The organism is Mesomycoplasma bovoculi M165/69 (assembly GCF_000524555.1).
Lineage (GTDB): Bacteria > Bacillota_I > Bacilli_A > Mycoplasmatales > Metamycoplasmataceae > Mesomycoplasma > Mesomycoplasma bovoculi.
This window is the reverse complement of record NZ_CP007154.1, coordinates 557,141-569,644: the sequence shown is the minus strand read 5'-3', so window position 1 is coordinate 569,644 and position 12,504 is coordinate 557,141. Positions and strand designations below refer to the sequence as shown.

Sequence of the window (12,504 nt, the reverse complement as noted above, 5' to 3'; positions counted from 1 at the left end):
ATGAAAAAAATCTTAATTAATTTTTTGCCACCTATTGTTTTTTTTATTTTAATTTTAGTTGTTTTATTTGTGAAAATTTTTCAACCAGATTTGCAACAGCCTCCATTTATTGCACTAAGTGTAATGTTTTTTGTTTTTTTTATTGCTAGCTTTTCTTATAGTGTTTACAAAATTTACAAATACATAACAAGTAACAATGTGTTCTATTATGAAAAATATGATTCTATAAATAATTCCAACAATTTGGGTGTTGTGATTTTGTCTTCAACATATGAAGTCTTATCATCTTCTGAATATGCAAACAATGTTTTTGGGGAAAATATTGTAGGACGTGATATTTTTTCTTTATTTCCACAATACAAAGAAATTAAATCATTTCCTAGTGAATTTAAAATTCAAAAAGAAAATAATCACTTTTTAGTCAATTTTAATTTAGGTGAAAATTGATTTTCAATTAGAGACATCACCCTTTTAGAGTCTGTTGTTAATAATAATGAAAAAAAGGCACTAGTAATTGGTGAAATTGAAATCGATAATTTAAATTCATTGAATTTTCAATTAGATGATCAAAATAGTTCAAAATTAAAAATTTTAACTACTCAATTTCTAGATGAAATTTCGAAAGAGTATCATTTTTTGTATCGGGAATTTGACTCTGGCAAATTTTTGATTACAATGTATTATGAAACTTTTGAGCAATGACAAAAAAATCATTTTTCAGTTTTTAGAAATGAAAAATTAAAGCTAAAAAATAATCAAAACCTTTGACTGTCTATAGGTTTTGGTTTTGGTAGTTCAAACCTAGACGAAATTCAAAGACTAGCGAACGAGGCTCTATCTTTTTCTAAAATTCGAGGTGGAAATCAAATTTCTATCTACGAATTTGGTAAAAAACCTTTTTCATATGGTTCATATGGAAATGGAACTGGTGATACCTCATTAGTATCACTAAAAAATGTAGGAAGATTATTAGTAAATAAGTTAAGAGATACTGAAAACATTCTTCTATTTGGGCATATCAATTCTGATTTAGATTCATTTGGAGCAGCTTATGGGCTAGGTTATTTTTTGAAACAATATGCCAAAAAAGTTTTTAAAAAAAATATTAATTTTTTTATTCAAAATAAAACTTTTGATAGTACTACAAAACGTTTTTTGAAAATAAATGAACCATTTTGAAAGAAAATTTTCATTTCTGAAGAGCAGTCCAGTTTGATATTAAACGATAAAAGCAAACGCGATTCCACTTTGTCAATTTTGGTTGATACTTCAGATTTTTCGCGAATTGAAAATTCATTTTTGCTTGATATGTCAAAAACTCAAAATTTATTCATTTTTGATCATCACGGAATCACATTAAATAATAAAAATCAAATTGATTCAGCTAATGTTTATATTAATACAAATGCATCTTCTACTTGTGAAATTATCACAAATTTAATTTTATTGAATATAAATTCCCAAATTCAAATTGAACGAGAAGTTGCACAAATTTTATTAAATGGTGTCTATGTTGACTCAGCACAATTTAAAAAACAAACCACATCTGCAACATTTAATTCTATTTCTGCTTTAGTTCGTTGAGGAGCCAAACCTTTACAAACAGCTGAGTTTTTAAAAATCAGCGAAGAAGAATCAAGTATTATCAAAGAAATCTTGTCTACTGTCAAACCTATTAAAGCGGGTTATTTTTTAGCAGCTATTGACAAAGAAGTTAGTTTAGATTTGATTTCAATTGCTTGTGAGCAAATTTTAGCAATCAAAGGTAGAGAAGCCGCTTTTGTTGTTGCAAAAGTGCCAGAAAAAGAAAATTATAAAATGTCTGCACGTAGTTTGGAAAATATTAATGTACAATTTATAAGTGAGCAAGTTGGTGGTGGAGGGAATCCAACATCAGCTGCTGCATTTTCAACAACAGAGACTTTTGATGAGTTTGTTGAAAACATTAAACTAGCAATTTTAAGAGTAAATAAGGAGTAAAATGAAAGTAATTTTAGTTAAAGATTCAAAAGATGGAAAAGCATACACAGTGAAAGATTTTCCAGGCGGATATGCAAGTAATTTTTTGTTTAAAAATGGAATAGCAATTCCTTTTACAAAAGAAAATGAAATTTTCTTAAAACAAAAGTTGGCTAATTTGAAAATTGAAAATGATATTAGAGATAGAAAAAATTTAGAAATTAAAGAACAAATTGAAAAAACAGTACTTTGATTTAAACTTAAAGGTACAACCGATGGTGTTCATGGAGCAATTTCTAGTAAAAAAATTCACAAAGCCCTTGAAGAACAAGGAATTATTGTTGAAAAACATGCTGTTGAACATATTAGTTTGCATAGTTTTGGGACATCAATTGTAACTGTGAAAATAGCACACAATATTAGTGCAAAATTAAAGGTAAATATTACAAAAGATGAATAGTAATAACAACAAAGATGAACGGTTTAGTGCCCCAGAACTTGAAAGAAGTATCATCGTTTTTCTTTTAAAAAATGGTGATGATCAACGTTTTGCAAAACTACTTAGAGACATTGATTTTACTGATAGCAAACTTCAAACTGTCTTTAAAACTATAGACTATTTTTGAGATAAGTCTATGAATTATGATATTAATTTGGTGACCAACAAACTTAAAGAAGATAATGAATATGACAAGTTAGGTGGAGCTCATTTTTTTGCTGACCTTATAAATTATGTTCCAAAAACTCCACATAGTATTGACTACTATATTAAAAAATTAACTGAAAAAACTTCAATGCGTCAAACTAAAGATGTATTAAATCAGTCTATAAAAGATTTGAATAATCCAAATTTAGATATTTCAGAAATTATTGGATCTTTACAATCTAGAATTAATGATATTTGATTGAAGCCCGATAACATAGATAAATTCACAAATATTAATGAAATTTCAAAAGATATTTTTCAATATTTGATAGACAATCGTAATAAAGATTCACCCTTAGGTTTATCAAGTGGTTATTCAAATCTTGATTATATGATTTCAGGATTCCAGCCAGGTGAGTTATTCATATTAGCAGCAAGGCCATCAGTTGGTAAAACGGCTTTTGCTTTGAATTTGGCACGTAATATTTGTGCAAGCGGAGATTCTGTTTTATTTTTTTCACTTGAAATGTCAGACAAAGACTTAGTTACTCGTATTTTGTCACTTGAAACATCTATCAATGCAACATTATTTAAAACTCCTAAATATTTGACTAATGAAAATTTCAACCGAATTAAAGCAACAGTTGATCAAATTAGTCGCTATGATTTAGTAATTAATGATTCTGGTTCTATAAATATTGATGAAATTTATTGACAGGTTGTCAAAAATTACAAAAATAAGAGTAAAAAATATAAATTAATTATTTTTGATTATTTGCAATTAATTAACTCTAGTCAAAAAATTAGAGGTGATAGTCGCCAAGTAGAAGTGTCTATAATTTCAAGAAAATTAAAACAACTTGCACGTGAAGTTAATACACCAATTATAGCCCTTTCACAATTATCAAGAAGTGTGGAAAAACGGGAAGATAAAATGCCAGTTTTATCAGATTTACGTGAATCTGGTGCGATTGAACAAGATGCTGATGTGGTTGGTTTTTTATACCGTGATGATTACTATGGGAAAAAAGAAGGTAATTATAATGATAATCAATCAATAACTCAGCTTAAAATTGCCAAAAACAGAAATGGACCAACAGGAGTTATTGAGTTTGCTTTCTATCCTGAAAAAGGTTTATTTGCAGAGCAAGAACGAAACTCTATTGATTCTAATGATTTTGAGGATTAATTTATGGGTTTTTATATTTCATTAGGCTTTATTTTATTGTTGCTTTTCTTTTTTTCAGGTGTGTTTTCAGCATCTGAATCAGTGCTCTCTAGTTTCTCTAAAGCTAAAATTGAAAGTAGCACATTGTCTAAAAGAGTTAAAAAAACAATATTTAAATTTTATGACAAATATGAACACACACTCACAGTAATTTTGGTGGCCAATAACATTATTAATATTTTAATTTCAGTTATTATTTCTACACTTTTTGCAGGTTTAGCTCTTAATGAATCATTGCAAATTATTGTTTCATTAGCTGCAACAACACCACCAATTATTATATTTGGAGAAATTTATCCAAAAATTTTTGGACGAAAAAACCCTATTTTATTTTTAAAATTATTTTGATTTTTAATTGCAGGTGCTTATTATTTGTTTTATCCTATGGCTGCTTTTATAACTCATTTTATTAAAAAAAATCATATAACTAATACAGAAAATGAGTTAAAAAAAATAATTTCTCAAGGCGAACGCGAAGGTGTTTTAGAAAAAGATGAATCAGATTTAGCTATTCGAGCTCTAGAGTTTGATTCAATGAGAACAGATAAGTATTATACAAAAATTAAAGATGTTGTTTACGTTGATTATGAAGATAGTTTTGATCACATTGTAGATGTATTTATAAAAAATATGTTTTCTAGAATACCAGTTTGACAAAAAGACCAATTTGTTGGCATTTTGCTTGCAAAAGATATTTTGCACTTATCAGAATTTCAAATTGAAGACCACATTATAAAAGTGCCTTTTTTATCAGCTAATGGTTTGATTAAACAAAATTATGATATTCTTAAAAAAGAAAAAACCCATATGGGTTTTGTTACAGCTGATGAAAAAAGCAATAAAGTTATTGGTATTTTAACTTTTGAAGACATTTTAGAATCTATTTTTGGACCAATTTACGATGAACATGATTATCGCGATAATTTAGAAATTTATGAAATTTCAGAAAATGAGATTATTGCTTTTGGAACAACTAGCATTTTAACAATAAACAAATCCTTAAATATTAATTTACCCACAAATTCTAAGGATTTACAAGAGTTTTTGATCACAAAAGCTGGAAACAAAAAAATAGTTAAAGGTAGAAAAATAATCATCAAACAAGATAAACACCAATTAGAGTTTGACATTTTAAGTAAAGATAGCAATGTAATTGAAGTTAAAATTAGCAAATATGTTGACCAATAGTAAAATAATTAATTTAAATATTAATGATAAATTAATTCCAATTACAGTTGTATATAAAAATTACACAAATCCAAAAATTACTTTAAAAATAAAAAATGAACAGTTATTTGTTTTTTGTTCTTTAATTTTTAGTGATGAAACTATTATTGATTTTGTCAAAAATTCTTCATTTGCTAAAAATAATTTTAATATTCTTAAAAAACAAAAATGATTGAGTATTGATGAAAACTATTTTTGATTTTTAGGAAAAAAATATTTATACTCAATTATTAAATCAAATAATTCTTGATTTATTGTAAGTGGTTCACTCGTTTTGTTTTTTAAAAATAATGAAAATAAATATAGTTCAATTCAAAAAGCAGTAATCACTTCTTTTAAAAAATATATGGAAAAAAGAACACTTTTTTGAGCCAACAAGATGGAAGTGCCAACTTATAAAATTGAAATACGTTCTAAATCAACAGCTTGAGGCACAAATTACAAAAGAGAAAAAATACATTACTCTAGTCATTTGGTGCCTTTTTCTGAAAATATAATAGATTATGTTATTATTCATGAGTTAGCACACCATCATTATTGAGCTCATAATGCATTTTTTTGAAATATTGTAAAAAAGTTTTGTCCAAACTATAAAGATATGCAAAATAAGCTCAATAATTACGAATATTTTTAAAAATATGTTACAATTTATATTACTTTTTAAAAATTTCACAAGGAAATAATTAATGGCAAATATAAAATCAAAAATTAAGTCTATTACAAAAAGTGAAAATGCAAGAGCTAGAAATAATGCAATTAAATCACGAGTAAAAACTGCAATTAAAAAAGCTAAAATTGCTGTTATTAATAAAGATGATTCACAAGCTTTATTAGTTGCACGTGCTCACAAAGAAATTGCCAAAGCTGCCTCAAAAGGTGTTTTCCATCGTAATAAATCTGCAAGAAAATCATCAAAGCTTGACTTATTTGTTAATAAACACAACGAATTACAAGCATAAATAATTTTTATATAAAAAAGGGAAAAAGTAAAACACTTTTTCCCTTTTTATTACATTTTTTTATACAATTTTTAATAAAAAAAGAGCATAAAAAAATGGCGGGCCAGACAGGATTTGAACCTGCGCGGGCGGTTAAGCCCCTAGCGCGTTAGCAGTGCGCCCTCTTCAGCCTCTTGAGTACTGACCCACACAATCCAATATTATACCACAAAACTATAAATAAAGGAATTAAAATGAAAATTTTAGGAATTGAGTCTTCGCACGATGATGCATCTGTTGCTTTGCTAGACAATGATTCAATTGTTGTTATGACATCTTATAGTCAAATTGATATTCACGCTCAATTTGGTGGGACAATCCCAGAAGTAGCTTCTAGAGAACATATTAAAAATTTTGCCTTTATTTTAGAAGATTTAAAATCTAAAGGTATAGATTTTACTATTGTAGATGCAATTGCTTACACTAAAGAACCAGGACTTTTAGGTTCACTGCAAGTGGGTTTTTTGTTTGCAAGTGCACTTGCAATGTTTTACAATAAACCACTAATCCCAATCAATCATCTTCATGGTCATTTTTGATCAGCAGCTATTGAGCAAAATTTAAAATTTCCAGTTTTAGGTTTGCTTTTATCGGGCGGTCATAGTCAATTTATTTTAGCTAAAACTCCTTTTAATTTAGAAATTGTTGGCACAACACAAGATGATGCTTTAGGCGAAATTTATGACAAAATTGCTCGAAAATTAGGATTAGGTTTTCCAGGTGGTCCTAAAATTGATAAATTAAATCAAGAATTTACACTCAATTCAAGCGAGTTGATAAACTTTACTATTCCTGGACAAAATCCAGAATTTTTGTTAAATTTTTCCTTCAGTGGTTTGAAAACTCAGGTGATAAATTATATTCATAAAAACAAAGATAAACTTGATAGTAAAATGCAAAAAAATATTGCTATTTCATTTCAAAAAACAATAATTAAATATTTAAAAAACAAAATTAATTTAGCTTTAGAAATTTATCCAGAAATTCAAACATTAACATTAATGGGTGGAGTTGCTGCTAATTTAGAAATTAGACAACTCATAAAATCTTATGAACAATTAAATACAGTTGTTCCAAAAATGCAATATTGCACAGATAATGGTGCAATGATCGCTAAAGCCGCACAAATGAAATTAGTGGAAGAAAACTAGTAATAATAAACTTGCACCTATAGCAAACAATAATGGTAATGTAATTCAATAAAATCTTGAATGAGACCTACTAAATTGAGTTTTTAATTGTGGATTAATTTCAATAGCTTTTTTAATTTCTTGATATTTATCATTTCTTTTTTCACCAATTCAAACTGTAATAATTGCTATTGAAGAAACAAAATAAGGAATAAATCAATTAAAAAGTCGATTTGCAAAATTAAAAATATTAAGATTTAATAAATCGTTGGCTTTAAAAAAGTTTTGAAACACAATTTTTGTTGTAAGATCAACAAAACCTACACCACCTGGTGATGGACTTAAATTATTAGACATTGCCAAAATTGTGTTTCCAGAAATAAATTTAAGATAATCAATTGCACTTATCATTCCAATATTGTAACCACCATTTTTCATTGTAATTAGCAATGTTAAAAATGAAAAATTAATAACAAAAGGTAGGAATTTATAGAAAAATAACACTTCAAATAACAATTTTTTATTTGCAAAAATTTCTAAAAAATGTATTTTAAAATTATCAATAAAAAATTGATATTTAAATTCATTTTTTTTCAAATCCTCGATTTGATGTAAATATCTTAAATTTAATATTTTAACAAATATTTTAATAAGTCAATATTGCAGTTTTTTTCAGACAGAAATAATAAATATAATTGCTAAAACAACAACATTTAAAAAAATATTTATAATTAATCAAACAAAAAATAAAATTTTTTCAATTGAATTAAAAACAAATAATTCACTAAAATAATAAAAACCAATAGGAATAAAAATCAAAGATATAATTAATTGAGATAATTGGTGTATTAATGCATTATATGTTAATGTTGCACTAACATTTTTGAGAGGATATCCTTTTTTATTAAAATACCAGTAGTAAGAAATTTCTCCCCCAAAGGAAAAGGGAGTTGAAAATTGCATAAAATATGCAATAATACTACCTACAAACATATGTTTAAATTTAACTTTTATATTTTGGGTTCTTAAAATTCTTTTTAGTTGCATACCTATAATCAAATTCGAGACTCAAAATAATGCAAAATTTATTATTACAACTGATTTCGCAAGATTGTCACTTAAAAAATATTCATAAAATTTATTAAAAATTTCCGTTGGAGAACCATTGCTAAAACTGGCATTATAGAATTTGTAAAGTAAAAGGAATATTATAGATATAATTGCACTAATAAAAAAACCAAATTTTAAAATATTTTTATATTTATTGCTAGATTGAACAATTTGCAAATTATCTTTTTTTGCAATTTTCATTTTGTTTTGAATTTCATATTCTAAAAACACACTTTCTTTATAGCTATAGTTGCTAGAGTGAAAAAAACTAGAAACTTCAACGCTTTCATGTATTTTTGAATAAGTTATTTTTAAATAATCATTTTTTGGCAAACCTATTTTAATAGAAATTATGTTGTTGTTAAAATTTTGTTCAGAAATTTCATAGTTTATTATATTAATTTTATTTGATTGTTCAAAAATTAGTTGATCTACAAAATTAGAAAATGTTTTGTTATCTGCAAAAAATTGCATTTTATTTTTAAACACAAAATTATGATTTTGTTTTATAAAATCTATGACTTCTATAATGTTTAAATTATTTTCTTTATAAAATTCTAAAATTTGCAAGTATCACAAAGCAATGAAACTAGAATCCTGACCTAAAAATAAATATTGATCTTTGGGAGATCAAAAAATTTTGTTGTTATTTAAAACAAAAACTTCATTTTGATTTTCTTTTATTTTAAAAAATAGTTTTTCTAATTCACCATTTTCCGGGTTAAAAATTTGAATGTTGTTAAAAGAAGTTTTAATTTTTTCAAGTATGAAATCAGGTGTGTCTTTACTAATTAAAAAAAATGCATTTGCTAAATGATTTTTCAAAATATAATCGAGAACTAAAAGTTGAAAATCTTCTTCTGAAATTACTTTGTAAAAAAATTTTTGTAAATATGCAACTTGAACTTCATCTTCTTTTAATCAAAAAACAAAGTCAGGCTTGTTTTTTAAACTGCTAAATATTTTTCTCCAAATAGCAATGTTTGATTTAAATTTATTTAAACTAAATTTGCTTAAAATATTTGTTTTTATAGGTAGAATATTTTCAGATTTATTCAAATTAGCTTTTAAAAACACTTCTAATCTATTATTGTTATTATCAAAAAACTCATATTTATTTTTAAGATCATTTAAAGGAAATTTATTAGTTTGATAATTCAAATCCATAAAATAATTATCAATTTTTGGTATTTCCTTTGATTCATTATCATAATTAACTTCGTTAATTGTAAAATTATTTAAAAATTTTTCATCTTCTAATGTTAATAAAGCCAATTGCTTATGGTTAAAAAACATTTCAATAGTTTTTGCAGTTTTTTCATTGAAAATACTTTGAATTCCAATAAAAAAATCAAAATCATTATTTACAAAAAATTCTTTTGCAATTGTAATTTTATTATTTTCAAAATCACCAAAATAAACTGTTTGAATTTTAAATTCTTTAAAAATTCTAGAAAAAATTCCGGCAAAAGCCAAGGAAAAATCATTATCATTGTGATAAATCAAAACCTTGTTTAATTGCTTTTTTTGTAGCAAATTTGCTAAAGCAACTGCTTTTGAAAAAATAAAATTTTCATTGATAAACTGATTACCTTCTCCGATTTTAGCAATAATTTTTGATTTGTAAAAACCTGGGAGATAATCAAAATTAAATGCTAAAAAAGTTTTTTTATTAGCATTGCTAGATATATTAGAGTTTAATTCTAATGCAGATGACATTACTCATCCATTTCACGTTGTGAACCAAATAAGTCAAAAGTTTGTTCTTGATTATCTTGATTTTCACCATCTTCTTCACTTTTATGAAATTCAAATTCTTTGAATTTTGGTAAGTCTTTTATAGATCTTAATTTAAAATAATCAAAAAATTTAGAAGTTACACCATATAAAGTTGGATTTCCAGGTGTCGATGCTACTCCAACTTCTTCAATAATTCCTTTGGCAAGTAGTGATCCTACTATGTAGTCAGAAATAACTCCTCCACGAATTTGATTAATCATAGAACGAGTTACTGGTTGTTTGTAGGCAACAATTGCAGCAACTTCAATTGCTGAATTTGTTAGTTTATATTTACGTTCATTTGAGACAAAATCTATTAAAAAAGGTTTCATATCTTTGCTTGTTACAAATTTAAAAACATCATCAAATTCAACAATAATAATTCCATGATGTTCTTTGTTAAAATGAGTCATAAAATCTTTAAGAATTTTTCTAGCTTCATTGATTTTGTCTAACTTTAGTGCATTTTGCAATTGCTCAGATGAGACTCCCTTTTCTCCTTGTACATACATAATTGCTTCAATTATTCTATTATATTTCATCTTGATTTCCTTTGTAAATTTTAATGTCTCCAAACTGTTTTTGCTGTTCTAAGTACAAAATTTGTTTTTTTGCCATTTCCAAAACAGCAATTAGTGTTATTGAAAAGTGTTTCAAAGAGGGTAAAGCAAAAACAGTATCAAATTTTAATTCACTATATTTTTCCAGTAAACTTAAAACATATTTGTTTTGTTCATCAGGACTAACAAAAACTTCATCAGTTTTAATTGTAATTTTTTGTTGGGCTCTAGTTCGATCAAACATTAGTTTTATTATCTCTATTAATTTAACCAATGAAGATCGACCATCAAGTTTGTTTTTTACCAAAGGCCTTTTATATTCCTCGTAGCTATCAACTGTTTTTTCATAATAATTATTTCGATGCTCTAATTGTTCTTTTAACATCAAAGCAATATTTTTAATTTGTTGAAATTCCGATAACATTGCTAGAAGTTGTTGTTTATCTTCTTCTAATTCAGGATCAGGTTCTTCTTTGTCAACTTGCAATAGCATTTTAGCTTTAATATGAATTAAAGTGGCTGCCATAACTAAATATTCACTTGCAATTTGAATATTTTTATTTTTAACTTTTTCTATAATAGAAACATATTGATTAGCTAAATCAACAAGGTCAACATCCATAATATCAACATTCTTGCTTTTAACAAGTTGCAATAAAAGGTCTAGTGGACCACTAAAATTTTGAAAATGAAATTCAATATCTTTATCTAAAAACATTTTATTTTCCTTTTTGATCGTTATAGGATTCTGAAATTACCAAATAACTTTGTTTTGCAAGTGAGTCAATAGTTTGTGAACTAACATAAATTGGTTTAATAGGTTTATGGAATATGATTTCTATTGTTGTTCTTTTATTTCTAGAAAAATTAAAAACATCTTTGGAGTTTTTAATAGTTGTTGGAACAATTGCAAGTGAATTTTCCTTAGCAACTTTAAATGCACCAACTTTGAACTCACCTATTTGTTCAGTATTAACTCTAGTTCCTTCTGGAAAAATAACTCCACTTGTGCGATTATTTTTTACAAATTTACCAAATTCTACTAAGGTTTTAAAAGCTGATTTGGGTTTGTCACGCTCAATAAAAAAGGTATCAATCAATTCTAAAACTCTTTTTACAATTAGTTTTTCTTTGAGTTCAGCTTTGGCTAAAAAAGTCAATATAGGATTAACCGCATCTTGACCCTGCTCTTCAGTTGCAGTAGCAACCATCAATACAAATGGGTCAGCAATTGATTTATGGTTGGCAACAATTAAACTAGAATTTTTTACTAAATTTTCTTTGCCACTAATTTTTAGATCCACCATAAAAATTTTTAATATTTTTTTGGCATATTTTAAAATTAAATCAAATCTATATTGTGCATTTAACTCTAATTTTCCCTTGCGATATTTTCGAGATAATGAAAAGATTTTTTTAATTCTTCACAATCATACAGGTGAAAATAAAAATAATTTTAATTTAATAATCATATTTTATCGCCTATCTATCAAATATACAACTGCAACAACAAAATCACCATCATTAGAAGTTGAAATTTGGAATCTATGATCTATTATTTCATTATTATCAATCAATCAATATTTTAATTTGTTTTTGACAATGTTCAATTTAGAAAAACTAGATTTTTGATTATTTGCTTTAAAAATTGCTTCTTTTATCACCCATCTTGTAGCTAAAAATTTTATTTTTTCATCATTATTTAGTTGGTTATACAAAACTAATTCATTTGGGTGCAAGACTTTTTTTAAAAAAGCATCAGTTTTATTTTTAAATCTTGATAATTTTGTTATGTCTATTCCAATCATAAATTACTAATTTTATTATAGTTATTAGTCATTTTTTAATTTTTTTTATAAAAATAACA

12 protein-coding genes and 1 tRNA gene are annotated in these 12,504 nt (G+C 25.7%); 7 read left to right on the top strand and 6 right to left on the bottom strand.

Features of this window, described 5'->3' with window-relative positions; genetic code table 4:
• Genes MYB_RS02260 through rpsT form a run of 6 tightly spaced genes read left to right on the top strand, consistent with a single transcriptional unit; the run spans window position 1 to window position 6,019 of the window.
• A complete protein-coding gene (locus tag MYB_RS02260) occupies window positions 1–1,980 on the top strand; it encodes a DHH family phosphoesterase (protein WP_022934675.1) in 1,980 nt (659 codons plus the stop codon).
• Window position 1,981: 1 nt separating this feature from the next.
• Complete coding sequence (rplI, locus tag MYB_RS02255) at window positions 1,982–2,419, top strand: 50S ribosomal protein L9 (protein WP_022934674.1); 438 nt, start codon at window positions 1,982–1,984, stop codon at window positions 2,417–2,419.
• Window positions 2,412–3,794 (top strand): replicative DNA helicase, encoded by a 1,383-nt coding sequence (gene dnaB, locus MYB_RS02250; RefSeq protein ID WP_022934673.1) that lies wholly within the window; start codon window positions 2,412–2,414, stop codon window positions 3,792–3,794. The genes rplI and dnaB overlap by 8 nt, the downstream gene beginning before the upstream one ends.
• Before the next feature lie 3 nt (window positions 3,795–3,797).
• Complete coding sequence (locus MYB_RS02245; protein ID WP_022934672.1) at window positions 3,798–5,021, top strand: CNNM domain-containing protein; 1,224 nt, start codon at window positions 3,798–3,800, stop codon at window positions 5,019–5,021.
• Entirely contained in the window at window positions 5,008–5,694 is a 687-nt protein-coding gene (locus MYB_RS02240) for a YgjP-like metallopeptidase domain-containing protein (RefSeq protein ID WP_144084178.1), read from the top strand. Before MYB_RS02245 ends, MYB_RS02240 begins: the two co-directional genes overlap by 14 nt.
• Before the next feature lie 52 nt (window positions 5,695–5,746).
• Window positions 5,747–6,019 (top strand): 30S ribosomal protein S20, encoded by a 273-nt coding sequence (gene rpsT, locus MYB_RS02235; protein ID WP_022934670.1) that lies wholly within the window; start codon window positions 5,747–5,749, stop codon window positions 6,017–6,019.
• Between the two features lie 96 nt (window positions 6,020–6,115).
• Here rpsT and MYB_RS02230 read toward each other — a convergent pair.
• Window positions 6,116–6,206, bottom strand: a tRNA-Ser gene (locus MYB_RS02230).
• Between the two features lie 46 nt (window positions 6,207–6,252).
• Between MYB_RS02230 and tsaD the strand changes: the two genes are divergently transcribed.
• The gene (gene tsaD, locus MYB_RS02225; RefSeq protein WP_022934669.1) at window positions 6,253–7,209 is read left to right on the top strand and encodes a tRNA (adenosine(37)-N6)-threonylcarbamoyltransferase complex transferase subunit TsaD; all 957 of its coding nucleotides are present in this window, start codon (window positions 6,253–6,255) and stop codon (window positions 7,207–7,209) included.
• Here the strand turns inward: tsaD and MYB_RS02220 are convergent.
• The 5 genes from MYB_RS02220 to MYB_RS02200 are packed head-to-tail and all read right to left on the bottom strand — an operon-like array spanning window position 7,192 to window position 12,445.
• Complete coding sequence (locus MYB_RS02220; protein WP_022934668.1) at window positions 7,192–10,017, bottom strand: lysylphosphatidylglycerol synthase transmembrane domain-containing protein; 2,826 nt, start codon at window positions 10,015–10,017, stop codon at window positions 7,192–7,194. The genes tsaD and MYB_RS02220 overlap by 18 nt on opposite strands.
• Entirely contained in the window at window positions 10,017–10,619 is a 603-nt protein-coding gene (gene scpB / locus MYB_RS02215) for an SMC-Scp complex subunit ScpB (protein ID WP_022934667.1), read from the bottom strand. Before scpB ends, MYB_RS02220 begins: the two co-directional genes overlap by 1 nt.
• Complete coding sequence (locus MYB_RS02210; protein ID WP_022934666.1) at window positions 10,609–11,355, bottom strand: segregation/condensation protein A; 747 nt, start codon at window positions 11,353–11,355, stop codon at window positions 10,609–10,611. Before MYB_RS02210 ends, scpB begins: the two co-directional genes overlap by 11 nt.
• A gap of 1 nt (window position 11,356) precedes the next feature.
• Complete coding sequence (locus tag MYB_RS02205; protein ID WP_022934665.1) at window positions 11,357–12,109, bottom strand: lysophospholipid acyltransferase family protein; 753 nt, start codon at window positions 12,107–12,109, stop codon at window positions 11,357–11,359.
• A 3-nt stretch (window positions 12,110–12,112) separates the two neighbouring features.
• Window positions 12,113–12,445, bottom strand: a complete 333-nt coding sequence (locus MYB_RS02200; protein ID WP_022934664.1) for a holo-ACP synthase — start codon at window positions 12,443–12,445, stop codon at window positions 12,113–12,115.
• Between the last annotated feature and the right edge of the window lie 59 nt (window positions 12,446–12,504).